Annotated in this window: 12 protein-coding genes and 2 pseudogenes; 6 read left to right on the top strand and 8 right to left on the bottom strand. The window is 69.3% G+C overall.

The features are described from left to right. Positions 1-18: 18 nt before the first annotated feature. Together ACT2CW_RS35535 and ACT2CW_RS35530 are read right to left on the bottom strand one after the other, a co-directional pair. Positions 19-204, bottom strand: a pseudogene (locus ACT2CW_RS35535) (transposase); the annotation flags it as partial. Positions 205-406: 202 nt separating this feature from the next. After that, on the bottom strand, positions 407-1,726 hold the full coding sequence (locus tag ACT2CW_RS35530) for a flavin monoamine oxidase family protein (RefSeq protein WP_445519515.1): 1,320 nt from the start codon (positions 1,724-1,726) through the stop codon (positions 407-409). Between the two features lie 357 nt (positions 1,727-2,083). Here ACT2CW_RS35530 and ACT2CW_RS35525 point away from each other — a divergent pair, with 357 nt between their 5' ends. Then, positions 2,084-3,493, top strand: a complete 1,410-nt coding sequence (locus ACT2CW_RS35525) for an APC family permease (RefSeq protein ID WP_445519514.1) — start codon at positions 2,084-2,086, stop codon at positions 3,491-3,493. A gap of 54 nt (positions 3,494-3,547) precedes the next feature. Then, positions 3,548-4,935: pseudogene (locus ACT2CW_RS35520) on the top strand (NAD-dependent succinate-semialdehyde dehydrogenase). Positions 4,936-5,044: 109 nt separating this feature from the next. Here ACT2CW_RS35520 and ACT2CW_RS35515 read toward each other — a convergent pair. Further along, positions 5,045-6,529, bottom strand: a complete 1,485-nt coding sequence (locus tag ACT2CW_RS35515) for a PucR family transcriptional regulator (protein ID WP_445519513.1) — start codon at positions 6,527-6,529, stop codon at positions 5,045-5,047. Positions 6,530-6,681: 152 nt separating this feature from the next. Here ACT2CW_RS35515 and ACT2CW_RS35510 point away from each other — a divergent pair, with 152 nt between their 5' ends. The 4 genes from ACT2CW_RS35510 (at position 6,682) to ACT2CW_RS35495 (ending at position 9,245) form a co-directional block, all read left to right on the top strand. Beyond that, complete coding sequence (locus ACT2CW_RS35510; protein WP_445519512.1) at positions 6,682-7,122, top strand: RidA family protein; 441 nt, start codon at positions 6,682-6,684, stop codon at positions 7,120-7,122. Positions 7,123-7,151: 29 nt separating this feature from the next. Further along, positions 7,152-8,456, top strand: a complete 1,305-nt coding sequence (locus ACT2CW_RS35505) for a flavin monoamine oxidase family protein (protein ID WP_445519511.1) — start codon at positions 7,152-7,154, stop codon at positions 8,454-8,456. Between the two features lie 202 nt (positions 8,457-8,658). Next, positions 8,659-8,865: a hypothetical protein gene (locus tag ACT2CW_RS35500; protein ID WP_445519510.1), complete on the top strand. Its 207-nt coding sequence runs from the start codon at positions 8,659-8,661 to the stop codon at positions 8,863-8,865. After that, a complete protein-coding gene (locus ACT2CW_RS35495; RefSeq protein WP_445519509.1) occupies positions 8,862-9,245 on the top strand; it encodes a hypothetical protein in 384 nt (127 codons plus the stop codon). The genes ACT2CW_RS35500 and ACT2CW_RS35495 overlap by 4 nt, the downstream gene beginning before the upstream one ends. 55 nt (positions 9,246-9,300) lie before the next feature. On the opposite strand, the gene ACT2CW_RS35490 is transcribed toward ACT2CW_RS35495, so the two are convergent. The 5 genes from ACT2CW_RS35490 to ACT2CW_RS35470 form a co-directional block, all read right to left on the bottom strand. Continuing rightward, positions 9,301-9,576, bottom strand: coding sequence for a hypothetical protein (locus tag ACT2CW_RS35490; protein ID WP_445519508.1), 276 nt, complete (start codon positions 9,574-9,576; stop codon positions 9,301-9,303). A 476-nt stretch (positions 9,577-10,052) separates the two neighbouring features. Next, positions 10,053-11,300 carry an MFS transporter gene (locus tag ACT2CW_RS35485; RefSeq protein ID WP_445519507.1) on the bottom strand — a complete coding sequence of 416 codons (1,248 nt, stop codon included), beginning with the start codon at positions 11,298-11,300 and terminating at the stop codon, positions 10,053-10,055. Beyond that, on the bottom strand, positions 11,279-11,791 hold the full coding sequence (locus tag ACT2CW_RS35480) for a MarR family winged helix-turn-helix transcriptional regulator (protein WP_182471810.1): 513 nt from the start codon (positions 11,789-11,791) through the stop codon (positions 11,279-11,281). The genes ACT2CW_RS35485 and ACT2CW_RS35480 overlap by 22 nt, the downstream gene beginning before the upstream one ends. Before the next feature lie 60 nt (positions 11,792-11,851). Then, positions 11,852-12,355, bottom strand: a complete 504-nt coding sequence (locus ACT2CW_RS35475; RefSeq protein ID WP_445519506.1) for a GNAT family N-acetyltransferase — start codon at positions 12,353-12,355, stop codon at positions 11,852-11,854. Next, positions 12,352-13,554, bottom strand: a complete 1,203-nt coding sequence (locus tag ACT2CW_RS35470) for a cytochrome P450 (protein WP_445519505.1) — start codon at positions 13,552-13,554, stop codon at positions 12,352-12,354. Before ACT2CW_RS35470 ends, ACT2CW_RS35475 begins: the two co-directional genes overlap by 4 nt. Between the last annotated feature and the right edge of the window lie 32 nt (positions 13,555-13,586).

Below are 13,586 nucleotides of genomic sequence, written 5' to 3'. Positions count from 1 at the left end.
AGCCGCCTGGCGTGCTTGGGCACCAGCCTCGGCGTGAGCGTGCTTCTCATAGCCGAGGTGCTCGCTCATTTCGGCATCCAGAGCCCGCTCCAGCACCGCACGGGTGACCTCGGTCAAAAGCCCGCCCTCGCCCAGCAGCGCAGTTCCTGATGCGGCGGCGCGGTCCATCAGCCGCTCTACGGGCTTACACGATCTTTCAGACACGCTCTCCCTGCCCGGCCGCTCACCTGTGCGCTGGGCGCACGGGGGCGTTCGTTCAGGGGACGTAGTAGGCGAACTGCTTGAGCAGCGTTTCGTCGACGCGGTACTCGCCGCGCCAGCCGGCGGCGATGGTGAACGCGTCGCCCGGCCCGAAGGTCCGAGTGCACGGCGGTTCCTGGGGCGTGTTGGCGACGACGGTGGGCTGTCAGCGTGAGGCAAGGATTTCGCGGGCGACGCCGCGGCCAGTGCGCACGGCGCCTTCCATGTGGCCGGACAGCCACTGGTCGGACCCGCACACGTAGAACGGCGGCTCGCTCTTGCCGTGCAGGGGCCCGACTCCCATGACGTCGCCGGGACGCCACGCGGTGACGTATCCCTGGGTCCACGGGTCGGTGCCCCAGCTGCGGGTGTAGGTCTTCGCGGGCGTGGCGGCGGCGCCACCGAACGCGTCGACGACTTCGTCGATGAGTGCCTGGCCGAGGTGCTGGCGGGGCGTGGCGAGGTAGGTGCCTATGCGCTGCGGTGGGACGAGGCCGGACATGATGCCGGCGCTCTGCGCCCAGACGCCGCCGAGGATGTTGTGCTCCATGTAGGCGACGCCGTTGAGGCCGGCGTCCTCCCAGAAGGAGTGGTCGTAGACGGCGACGAACTTCGCGGCCAGCGCGGACTTCTGGCGGTGCAGGGAGGCTAGCTTGGTGTCGCTGATGCCGCTGATGGAGATGTCGCGCAGCGGCCCGGCCGGTACGGCGCAGACGACGTTCGCAGCGGTGAGGACCTCGCCGGTGGTCAGCATGACCTCGCAGCGGCCCGGAGAGATGCGGATGGCGCCGACCGGGCTCGAACAGCGGATGCGGTCGCCGAGCTGTTCGGCCATGGTGAGCGCGACGGTGGCCGAGCCCTCGAGGACGCGTTCGTTCTCCCACACGTCGTAGTTGTAGAAGCCTTCCGCGCCGGCTGCGGACTCCCTGCGCAGGTCGGCCAGCATCGAGGTGCGCTCGATGGACTCGTCCGCCAGCGCGAGCTGCGACAGGGTCAGGGCGCGGATGACGCCGGGGGTGGCGCCCTCCCCGCGCAGCCAGACGGCCACGGAGATTCTGTCCAGGGCGGCGGCGGAGGGGTGACTCCACGGGTCGTCGGGGTCTACGGAGGCGGCGAGCTTGGAGAACCGGTGCTCGATGTCGTCGTAGATGCGGCGGTCCGAGGCGCTCATCCATGGCAGGGGGTCACCGGTGTGGCGGCCGTCGGAGAGGACCCAGCTGGTCTCGCCGGTGCTGGCGGTGAACGTCGGCTCCATCGTGAGGCCGAGCTCGGCAACGAGTTCCTTGTAGGCGGTGTGGAACGTCCCGACGATCTCTCCGCCGAGTTGAACCTTGCGGCCGTCAGGGGTCTCGATCTGCTCGACGCGGCCACCCACCCGGTCGCGGGCCTCAAGGACCACGACCTCGGACCCGCCGTTGGCCAGGTCGCGTGCGGCGGACAGACCGGCCAGGCCGGCCCCGATGACGATGGCGTCGTACTTCTGCACGGTGATACCTCCTTCGGGGGCGAGTTGTGCGACGTGCTGATGTACGTCACCGCACAACGAACGAGAGACCAGTGTGGCTGCCGTCACTAAGAACCTGAACAGTGTCATGGCACGATTCGCTCATGTCGCGTCGTGCTGAAGTATGAGTACGGCAGCGGTGTTCCCTCGGGCGCGACGCCAACCTCAGTTCGTCGACTGAGGTACCGAAATGCATTCTCAATTCGTACTGCGAGACGATTCAGGCAGGGGTGTGGCGAGGCCCACACTGGCCCGCGTCCGAGCACTTCCCAACGAGCATCCAGTGCCGGTTCAGCGGAGGAATGGCCTCCCCCTTCTCAGCAGCGTGAGGTTTTGACGATGCCAGAGTCCCAAATTCATCCGAGCGGTTCGCTCACACGCCAGATCGCCTTCCTGCCCCTTGTCGGCGTCATCTTCTTCAACGTCTCCGGTGGCGCCTACTCGCTCGAGGAGATGATCAGCTCCACCGGACCTGGCCTCGGCATCCTGCTGCTTCTGCTCGTGCCCCTGGTCTACGGCATCCCCATCGCCGCCATCACCACCGAGCTCGCCACCATGGGCGGCTTCATGGCCTTCCAGGCCGGCCTCGTGCGGTGGGTCAACAGCTGGATTGACATGGCCGTCTACCCGGTCCTGTTCGCCAGCTACCTCGCCACCTTGTTCCCCTCCATCGCCGAGGGGAAGTACGTGCTGCTCGAAGCGGGACCGTTCACGCTCGACGCCAACTGGGCGCTCGGTGTCCTGCTGGTCGTGCTCCCGCTGGCGGTGCTCAACATCCGCGGCGCCAAGAGCGTCGGCGACAGCGCCCTGCTGTTCAGCGTCTTCGCCATCGCACCACTGGCCATCATCGCCATCCTGGGCATCTGGGAGGTCTTCACCAACGGCATCGACCCCCTGACGCCCTTCACGCCGGCCGGGACGAGCGGCCCCGACGCCCTGGCGGTCGGGCTGTCCTTCACGATGTGGTGCTACTGCGGATTCGACCAGGTGGCGCAGATCGCCGGGGAGATCGAGCAGCCCGCCCGCGTCATTCCGAAGGCGATGTCCCTCTCCATGATCGTCATCGTCGCCTCCTACACCCTCCCGCTCCTCGGCGCCCTGGCCGTGCCCGGCTGGGAGACCTGGGTCCCCGGATCGTTCGGTGACGTCGCGCTGGTGCTCGGCGGCAAGTGGCTACAGATCTTCGTCACCGTCGGCGGCATGTTCTGCGCCATCGGGCTCTACTCCTCGCTGCTGATGACCAGCTCGCGTTCGCCGTTCGTGCTCTCCCGCGACCGGTGGATCTCGCCCGCATTTGCCCGCCAGACCAAGCGGACAGGCTCGCCCTTCGTCGCCATCATCGTGTCCTCGGTGATCTACTCCCTGTTCAGCGCGGGCGCCTTCACCACGCTGATCGCGCTCGACGTGTTCTTCATCAACCTGCTCCTGCTGCTGAACCTTGCCGCGCTGGTCATCCTGCGCCGGCGCAACCCCGAGATGCCGCGCCCGGCGAAGATCCCGGGCGGCACCGTTGGACTCGCCGTGCTGGCCGTGCCGTTCACGGCGAGCGTGGTCTACCTGATGTACCTCCAGTACCTCGACTACGGGACTGCCTCGTACGTCTACCTCGGCGCAGCCCTCGCCCTCTTCGTGCTCGCCTACTTCCCGGCCCGCGCCTACCAACGGCGCCACGGCGGCCCGGTCGCCGATGCCACGCCGAAGCACGAGGCACCCAGCAGCGCCCGAGAGAACCCGATCGTCGACGTCTGACCAGACGTCCCACCCCCCGAGGCCGCGTGATGCGGCTGAAAGGAAAAGCCCCGCATGAGCACCGACGAGGCCCGCTACCGGGCCCTCAACCCGGCCACCGGGCAGGTCATCGAAGACTTCGCCCACGCCACCGACACCGAGATCCAAGACGCCATCGCGGCCGCCCACACGGCGTTCGAGAAGTGGCGCCGGCGGCCCATCGCCGAGCGTGCCGCCGTCGTGGCCCGGCTGGCCGACCTGTTCACCGAACGGGTCGAAGAGCTGGCCGGCATCATCACCCTCGAGATGGGCAAGCGGCACGACCAGGCGGTCGGTGAGGCCGAGTTCAGCGCCGACATCTTCCACTACTTCGCCGAGCAGGGTGAGCGGCTGGCCGCCGACCAGGCGATTCCGACGTTCTCCGGAGGTCGCGCAGTCGTGCAGCGCCGCCCGGTCGGGGTGCTGCTCGGCGTGATGCCCTGGAATTACCCCTACTACCAGGTGGCCAGGTTCGCAGCCCCGAACCTGGTCCTGGGCAACACCATCCTGCTCAAGCACGCCGAGTCGTGCCCCTATTCGGCACTCGCCATCCGCGACCTCATGCTCGAGGCCGGTGTCCGGCCGGCGTGTACGAGAACGTGTTCGCCTCCCACAACCAGGTCGCCGACATCATCGCCGACGACCGCGTCCAGGGCGTGTCCGTGACCGGTTCGGAGCGCGCCGGTGCGGCCATCGGCGCGCTGGCCGGCAAGCACCTGAAGAAGGCGGTCCTCGAACTCGGCGGCTCCGACCCCTACATCGTCCTGGACGCCGACGACGTGGCCGAGGCCGCCACCACCGCCTGGGAGACGCGCATGGAGAACACCGGCCAGGCGTGCAACTCCAACAAACGGATGATCGTGGCCGAGCCCATCTTCGCCGACTTCGTCGCCGGCCTGGTGGAGCACGCCAGCGGTCTTCAGCCCGGAGATCCGGCCGAGGCCAAGGACGGCACGTACGCACCTATGTCGTCGCGGGCAGCAGCCGAGACCCTGCACGAGCAGGTCCAGGACGCTGTCTCCAAGGGAGCCACCCTGCACACCGGCGGAGAGCTCTCCCCGGGCCCGGACGCCTACTACTCGCCCGCGGTGCTGACCGGCGTCACACCGGGCATGCGCGCCTACAGCGAGGAGCTGTTCGGACCTGTCGCGGTGGTCTACAAGGCCGCAAGCGACCAGGAGGCTCTCGACCTGGCCAACAGCAGCCGCTACGGCCTCGGGGGCGCGGTGTTCTCCACCGACGTCGCTCGTGCGACCGCCGTGGCAGCCGAGCTGGAGGTCGGCATGGCCAACGTCAACACACCGGTCAGCGAGGGCGCCGAGCTGCCGTTCGGCGGCGTCAAGCGGTCCGGGTTCGGCCGCGAGCTCGGCCCGCTCGGCATGGACGAGTTCGTCAACAAGCGGCTGCTCTACATCAGCGATTGACCGCCGACCGTCCAGTACTACCAGCTATGAAGCGCGACTACATGAGGGCCGGCCCGCGGGATGCGGGCCGGCCCTCACGCCGGTCCCGCGCCGTTCCTGGCTCAGCGCCTCAGGCTTCGACGTCGCGTGCGTGCTGCACGGCTCGGACGGCTACCCACAGGGCCGCGATGTCAGCTGAGGACTTCAGGTTGCGCTGCGTGAGCTCCTCGATGCGTCCCAGCCGGTGCGCCAGCGTCTGCCGGTGGATACCCAACGCCTCGGCGGTGTCCTTCCAGCTGCGGTTGTTGTCAAGGTAGGCCGACAGCGTCTCCAGCAGCCGACTGGATCGGTCGTTGTCGTCGAGCAGGGCACCCAGGACCGCGTTGGACAGCTCGGTGGCCGCGCCGACGTCACGCGGGACGATGGAGCCGCGGACGTCGGCGTACGACGCGATCGGTGTGCCGCCGCTGGTGGTGCTCAGCGCCCACAGCGCGTTACGTTGCGCCTGCCGTAGCTGCTGCAACGACCCAAACGCCAGCGAGATGCCGACCCTCTCCACGGTCGAGCGGACGGTGGACAGAGCGGCGTCGAGGTCAACCTCGCGCACACAGCACACCAGACGCCCTTGGGTGCGGCGCGGCAGGAACCGCAGTCCCTTGGCGCCGAGCGCGGCGACCGCGTCGTCTGCACGGGTGGTGGTTGCCGCGAACGAGACCAGCTTGGACCCTTCCAGTCCGAGGTACACGGCCTCGTCCCGGACCACTTCGACGGCGACGTCACCGACGAGCACGGCCGAAAACAGCTGCTCGGCGCGCGCCGCTCGGGCCGCGGCATCGGCCAGCACCCCGTTCACGGAAGCGGTGACGGCCTGGCGCAGGTGCCCCACGAGGAAGGCGTCGAGCAGGTCCACCGGCCCGTCCTCGAGCATGAGCAGCGTGGGTCGCTGTGTCGGTAGCCGCCACGCCTTCACCGACGACGAGGCCGTTAAACTCGCGCCAACGGGCAGCTTGGCCTCGGCGGCTCGGGCGCACAGGTCGACGACTACCTCCGTCGCCACCTTCAGCGAACCCTCCAGCACCGCCCCATGGTGCACCACGTCCACAACGGCCAGCCGGGCGCCGAAGACGCTCTCGATGCGCTCCAGCGCCTCGGTGGAGGTCGTTTCCAGGCCCGTCAACACCCGGTAGAGGCGGCTGAGCAGCTGCAACTGCTGCACCTGACGTGTGCTTCCAGCCAGGGCGACCGTGCGGCCCAAGGACGCGAAAGGGACCGCGAGCGATGTTCGTAGCAGCGGGAACCCGAGCCGGTCGGCCTCGGTGAGCATCTGGTGGCTCAGCGCGGGTGCCGGGTCGTCGTCACCGATGGTCACCCCGGCCAGGGAGGCATCGGCCAGACGGCGAATGAACTCGACCTGGGTCTCGGGGTCCTCGGGGACGCACAGCCCGACCGTCATCAGCAGTTCGCCCGGTCCTAGCCATCGCCACGGGTCGGGCAGCTCGCAGCTGTGGGCCCACAGCACCGGGCGGTCCAGTCCCTGGGAGCCGGCCAACAAACGCTGCCCCAGCGTAGGCATGCCGAGGAGATCGCCGACCGTCAGCAGCTGTTGTTCGCTCACTTACTCAGTGTAGGGGTTTGGTACGTGAGTACGACAACGGCGTGAGAATACTGACTCTCGCACCATAGAGCCCAGGGCAGCCGCCTACCTACGCTCGGTGACGTTCCAACCCAGGCCGTCCGTACACTCCCTCACGCAAAGGACCCCCTCGCATGCCACAAATCGAGAGCCTCCACGGTCCCTGGGAATGGGCTGAGCCTGTCGGCTACGCGCAGGCCGTCCGCGTCGGCGAGACCATCACGACCGGCGGCATCGGCCCCTACAACGAGCACGGGAACGTCATCGACGGCACCTTCGAGGACCAGGTCCGTCAGACGTTCCGCAACGTCGAGGCCGTGCTGCGTGCCTTCGGTGCCGACCTGACCAACGTGGTGTCGATGAACGTCTACGTCACCGAGTCGGACGATTACGGACGCTTCACGATCGTCCGCCCCGAGTTCCTCACCGCCCCCTACCCGGCCTCCACCGCCGTGGGCGTGACGCTGCTGGCAGAGGGGATGCAGGTCGAGATGAACGCGGTCGCGCTGCTCGGCGCCATCCGCGTGCCCGCACCCCCCGTCGACAGCACGCCCACGCCCAGCGCCGGCAACTGAGCCGCGCACCCCATCCGGAGGCACCTTCCGTGACCACCCACACCCCGCCTCGCCGCGTGGCCGTACTCGGTGCCGGGTTCGCCGGCCTTGCAGCCGCCACCAAGCTCGCCGACGCCGGCCTCGACGTCACTGTCCTCGAGGCGCGCGGCCGCGTCGGCGGCCGCGTCTGGTCCCAGCACCTCGATGTCGCCGGCCGCGACTGCGTTGTCGAGCGCGGCGCCGAGTTCATCCTCGACGGCTACAGCACCTTCGCTGCCCTCGCCGAGCAGCACTCGCTGAGGCTCGTCGACTCCGGCATGAGCTACTACGTCCGCGAGCTCGCCGAGACCCCCGAGGTCACCTCCGAAGTCCTGTCCCACGCCGGGCAGCGTGCCGCCAGCCTGGCCCGCGAGCTCGAGCGGCCGGTATCGGTGGAGGAGATCCTGCGACTGCTCGACCTCCCGATGGCCGTCGACCAGGCGCTCCGGGCCCGCATCGAGGTTTCCGCCGCGACCGCCGCCGACCTGGTCACCGCCGAGGCGCTCGACCACGTCGCCTCGTTCGAGCCGTTGCCGAGCTACCGCGTCGCCGGCGGCAACCAGCGCCTCGCCGTGGAGATGTACCGAGCCCTCGGCGAACGGGTGCACTGCTGCGAAGTCGTCCGGTCCGTCGAGAACATCGACGACGGACGAGGTGCTGCTGTAGTGCGCACCAGCAGTGGTGAGCACCTTTTCGACCATGTCGTCGTCGCCCTCCCGCTCACGGTCCTCACCGGTGGGCACGTCTACGTGCCCACCAGCGACGCCCGGGACGAGGCGCTCGCCCGGCTGCGCCAGGGCCACGCCGCCAAGCTCCACTTGCCGCTGCGCTCCACCCCGTCCACCAGCGCCGTCCTGTCGGTACCCGGCCGGTTCTGGACCTGGACTGCCGTCGACGAGCACGACACCGTTGCACCGGTCATGAACAGCTTCGCCGGCAGCGAGCACGGCCTCGCCGCCATGGCCGTCGACGCCGGACCGGAGCAGTGGATACGGGCCGCCCGGCACATCCGCAACGACCTCGACTTCAACGAGCAGGAACCGTTGCTCTCCACCTGGTCCGATGACCCGTTCTCGCTCGGCGCGTACGCATCTCACGCGCCAGGCACCACCGTCGAAGACCAGACAGCGCTCGAGGCTGCGGTCGGTGCGGTCAGCTTCGCCGGCGAGTACGCCGAAGCCGAATTCACCGGTCTCATGGAAGGCGCCCTGCGCAGCGGCATCCGCGCCGCCCAAGCCGTCCTCGCCGCTGCCCGAGGAGAGTCCGACCGAACCGGTGCCCGAACCGACGAGGTGCACCAGGCAGGTACCCGCTGATGACCACCACCGCCAGCCGTTCTCAGGCGACCCCGCGCCGGAAAGTGAAGGAACGCCAGAGGACACTTGCGCCGCCGTCGATGCCGCCCACCGTGCGTTCCCGGGCTGGGCCGCCCCCCGCCTCGCGCCCGCAGCAGCGCACCACCTGGTCGCCAGACCGTGCAGGTACCGCCTTAGGTACCAACAGCGGTACCATTGTCCTATGCCTGCACTCAATGTGGAATTCAGCGAAGACGAGATGGCGCGGCTGCGTGCGCGGGCGGCCGTAGCGGGCCGGAGCCTGAAGCAGCACGTGCATGACGTGACGGTGGAGGAAGCCGACCGGCTGGCGTTCGTGGAGGGGGCGGTCGCCGAAGCCGCCCGTGTCCTGCCCGGCGTGCAGGCCCGCTTCCCCGAGGGACAGCGGTGAGCCCAATCGTCCGTGTCGACGTCGGCTGGGTCCTACAGATCCAGTCGGCGATCTCCCCGCTCAACGTCGCCATCGCGGACTGGGGTGCCTTGGGGTTCATGGCCGACCGGCATCAGTTCGAGCGGGAGCGCGGTGTCCTGTACTACGAGGAGACCGCTTCCCGGGCCGCCACGTTTCTGCACACCGCGCTGCTGCTGCGCCCGTTCGCCGACTACAACCTGGTCATCGGCTGGGCCTGCGCCAGCCAGTACATGCACGTCTCCGGTCAGCCCCTCCAGCCCAAGGACGAGGATCTGTACGAGCTCGCCCAGGCAGTCCGCACGCAGGAGGCCGACCTGCGCGCCGTCGCACAACGCCTGGAGTCCTGGCGCACCACGTGACACCGGTACACCGCTGCTTGTGGTGAATGAGGTGCCCGCATGCCCAGCCCGACAGCTACGCCGCCTCTACCCGCAGGAGGGCACCTGGTCGCTGGTCAAATGCGCCATCGGCCATCTCGCCGCCGCCGTCCTCGGCCAGGTCACCCACGTTCACGTTCAGCGGTGCTCCTCTCTTGGGCGGAGGGGGCAGTGCCAGAGCCAGCAGGGCGTCGACAGCCTTGCCGTCCAGCTCGCTGTCGAGGTGGAGGGACCGTCGCAGGAGGTCACCGACGTCCCTGGGCTCCAGTCCGAGGCGCAAGCGGGCAAGCAGGCAAATCTCGCCGAAGAACACCGGCGTCCAGCCTGGAGCCCGCAAGATGTACCAGTCAAGGAGCTTGACGACGTCGGTCCCGATGTCCCCGAGGGAGACACCGGCCCTGTTCCCCTTCCCGGCCCGGTCGACGTCTTCGGCGAGGCCTCCGATGACCGCCTCGACCAGCGTGGTGCCCAGGGCCGCGAGTCGTCAGGCGGTTGTGGTCAGCAACGAGACCGAGCGGCGGAACCGAACACGGTCGTGCCGGACAGGAGCGCCTGCGGTCCGTGGGCCCTGTGGTGCTCCTCGGCCCAGTCGCGGGCGACGGGCCGGGACCAGCGCGGGCCCTCGGCGGTTGGTCGCGCCAGTGGGACAGTGGTTCCTTGAGGGCGGTGAAGTCCGCGATCTTCATGATCCGGGCGTTACCCGGCTCCCCCGGGCGGTCCAGGAGGTCCGCTGCGGTGACGGTGACGGCGTCCTCCACCGGACAGGCGTCATACCCCTCAATGGCAGGCTCATGCCGAGGTCTCGGACGGGGACTTCACGGAGGATCGGCGCAGCTCCGCCGTGGTGGCCCCCACCGCGGCGACGGCACCCAGGCACAGCAGGCCGCCGCTGACGACGGCCGCCGCCCCCGACGTGGCATCCGCGACGAGGCCGCCGCGCATGTTACCGATGTCGGGTCCGGCGTGCCCGACTATCTGTTCGGCGGCGCCGACCCGGCCGAGCAAGTGCTGGGGGGTGTGCATCTGGACCACGGTGCTCCGGGACACGACGGAGATGGTGTCGGCCGCACCGGCCACGGCCAGCAGGGCCAGGCCTACCCAGCGGTTGGACGCCAGGCCGAACAGCGTCAGCGCCGCGCCCCAGGCAGCGGATCCGCCGAGCATCACCAGGCCGGGGCGGGGGAACCGGGTGAAGGCCCCGGAAAGGAGGGAGGCCGTCACGCCGCCGACGGCGATGGCCGTCAGGAACAGCCCGAGGGTGCCCGGATTGCCGCCGAAGCGTTCCTCGTTGATCAGGGGGAACAGGCTGATGGGCATTGACAGCACCGTGGTGGCCAGGTCGGTCAGCAGGGCTCCGCGGATGACGGGGGTGCGGACCAGGAAGGCCAGCCCGTCGATGACTCCGTGCAGACCAGGCCGTGCGGACTCCTCCCCTGGCGCCATCGGCGGCAGGCCGAACGCACCGTAGAGCGCGGCGACGAAGGTGAGGGCGTCGATCAAGTAGCAGCCTCCGACGCCCAGTCCGCCCACGATCAGACCGCCGAGCACGGGGCCGATCAGCATGGCGCTCTGGAAGGAGATGCGCCGCAGCGCGAGTCCCGCGGCCAGTTGGTGGTCGGGCAGCAGGTACGGGATGAAGGTGCGCGAGGCCGGGCCGCCGCCCGCGACGAAGCAGGACTGGAGCGCGATCAGCCCCAGCACGCCGGCCACGGGCAGGTACCCGAGGATTCCCTGAAGTGCGAGCAGGAGCGAGCATACGGCCTGCCCACTGACCGTCAGCAGGTAGAACTTCCGGCGGTCCACGCGGTCGACGAGCGATCCGGCCCAGAGTCCGAGCGCGACGAGCGGCAGGGCCTGCGCCAGGCCGACGGCGCCCGTCCACGCCGCGCTCTCGGTCATCTCCCAGACCTGGAACATCACGGCGACGAAGGTCATCTGGCTGCCGAATTCGGACAGGGTCTGGCCGAACCACAACCGCCGGAAGGCCCGTGACGACCGCAACGGGGTTACGTCGATCAGTGTGCGCCGCAGCCCCATTCGGGGTCCTCCGTCAGTTTCTCGGTGATCCTGTCGTAAAGGCTCCTGCGCGCCAGCGCCCGCTCGACGTCGGCGACGACCCGCGAGAGTGGGTAGGGGATCTCGGCTTCGAGGTCGGCGAGTACGGCTTCGGTGGCGCGCCATTCGGCCGCCAGGCGGCCCACGACTTGGCCGGCCTTGTCGGTGAGCGTCACCGTCTTGCTGCGCGCGTCGTCGCCCGCGACGGTCTCGACCCAGCCGGCCGCGCGCATCGCGGAGACCTTCTGACTGAGCGCCGAATGCGTCCGATTGACCGAGTCGGCCAACTCCGTGATGGTCATCGGGCCGCTGGCGTGGAGCCGGAGCAGTTCCATGACGAAGCTGGGCTTGAGCCCGTCGATCCGCTGCTCGGAGTAGACGCGGGCGATGTCGGCGTCCAGAGATGCCTGGAGCAGACGCAGGGGCCCCCAGAGACTCTGGTGCGTCGGATCCGGTACGTGTGGGTCGGCCATGCGCGAACCGTATCAGCGCTTATATAAGTACTGATACATGCATCCAACACACCAACGATGTCAGCGCAGATCCTTGACCATGGTGACCATGTCGAACCTGGTGACGGCGACCCGATAACCGAGCTTTTCGTAGAGCGCCATTGCCCGGTTGCCGGGCTCCACGCTCAGGCTGATCCGACGCGCCCCGGCCGCCCCGGCGTCCCGGTGGATGCGTTCCATCAGCGCCGACCCGATCCCCCTGCCACGCAGGCCGTCACGCACGCCGATGCTCAACTCCGGGACGTCCGCGGAGACGAAACCGAAGCCTGGCTCCGCGCTGCCGAAGAGCCGGACCCAGACGGCGCCGACCGGCTCGCCCGAGCTCTCCGCGACGGCTCCCTGGTCGCCCAGCCGGGGCCAGCCCTCGATGTAGCGGGCGAACATCGGCTCCAGGTCGATATCGGCCAGGTGGAAGGCCGCACGGTCCCGGTTCCAGTTCAGGGCCACGAGCAGCATGTCGGCGAGGAAACGGTGGTCGGCCGCCGTGGCGGCTCTCAGGCGCAGCGCGTCGGCGGGCACGGTCACCGGGCCCGCCGAGCGGTGAGCGGCAGGACTCGCATGCCATAGATGTCGGACTTGTCGTAGAACGGGATGTGTGCCCCCGGGGTGACCCTCAAGTCCTCGAACCGGTCGAAGAGCGCGTTCAGCGCGATCCGTGTCTCCACCCTCCCCAGCGGTGCGCCGAGACAAAAGTGGATGCCGTGGCCGAACGCGGCCTGGCCGCCACCCGTCCTGTTCAAGACCACGCGTTCGGGTTCGGGGAACTTCCGCTCGTCGTGGTTGGCCGCCAGCAGCCAGACCGTGACCATCCGGTTCGCCGGAATGGTGTGGCCGCCGACCGTCACATCGCGCCTGGTGACCCGCCGTACGTAGATGATCGGCGAGCGCAGCCGCAGCACCTCCTCCAGCGCGGCCGGGATCAAGCCCCGCTCGGCCCGCAGCCGGGCGGCCAGCCCCGGGTCGTCCGCGAAACACACGAAGAGGTGGCCCAGCAGCGACGTGGTGGTGACGTGCCCGGCGGACAGCAGCAGGACCGCCATGTTCGCCGCCTCGTCGTCCGTCAGGCGCGTGCCGTCCACCGTGGCCCCGGCCAGCCTGCTGAGCAGGTCGGTCCCCGGGGACACCCGGCGTTCGACGAGGAATCCGCGCAGGTGGTTCTTCAGCTCCCGGTTGGCCCGCTCCGTCATGACGGCCACCTCGACACCGGCCTTGTCCCCCACCTGTGCCACGATCAGCCGGTTCGCCCAGTCCCGGAACCGGGCGCGGTCGGCGGGGTCGAGACCGAGCAGCTCGGCGACGACCACGACCGGCAGCGGGTAGGCGAGCGTCTCGATGAGGTCGAACTCCGGCAGCGGCGCCTCGTCCAGCAGCTCGTGGGCCGCCCGGGCGATCCGGGGCTCCAGGGCGGTCACTGTCTTCGACGTGAACGCCTGGTTGGCCAGCCGCCGCAGCGCCCTGTGCCTGGGCGGGTCCATGCGCGGCAGGAGACCCCGGCTCAGTCGGTCGATCTCAGGCACCAGCAGGGCGGTGTCCGAGGAGAACGAGGCCGGGTCGGAGAGGACCTGCTGAACGTCCGCGTACCGGAAGACGTGGTACGTGTCGTTGTCGGCCCGCCACACGGGGTTCTCGTCCCGCATCTTCCGGAGCCACGCCAGCAGTTCGGCGCCGCCGTCCGCGGTGGAGGGGCCTATCGGGTCGAATACGGTTGGGGCCTGTCGCGCCATCCGGCTGCTCTCCCGTCCATCGGTTCGGCGGT

Source organism: Streptomyces sp. NEAU-174 (genome assembly GCF_052665095.1).
Note: the sequence above shows the minus strand (reverse complement) of the source record. Positions and strands in the feature narration are given on the sequence as shown.

Coding starts and splice junctions, on each gene's coding strand:
- ACT2CW_RS35510 (WP_445519512.1), top strand. CDS start 6,682: ATGCCACAAATCGAGAGCCTCCACGGTCCCTGGGAATGGGCTGAGCCT.
- ACT2CW_RS35485 (WP_445519507.1), bottom strand. CDS start 11,300: ATGGGGCTGCGGCGCACACTGATCGACGTAACCCCGTTGCGGTCGTCA.
- ACT2CW_RS35470 (WP_445519505.1), bottom strand. CDS start 13,554: ATGGCGCGACAGGCCCCAACCGTATTCGACCCGATAGGCCCCTCCACC.
- ACT2CW_RS35500 (WP_445519510.1), top strand. CDS start 8,659: ATGCCTGCACTCAATGTGGAATTCAGCGAAGACGAGATGGCGCGGCTG.
- ACT2CW_RS35480 (WP_182471810.1), bottom strand. CDS start 11,791: ATGGCCGACCCACACGTACCGGATCCGACGCACCAGAGTCTCTGGGGG.
- ACT2CW_RS35525 (WP_445519514.1), top strand. CDS start 2,084: ATGCCAGAGTCCCAAATTCATCCGAGCGGTTCGCTCACACGCCAGATC.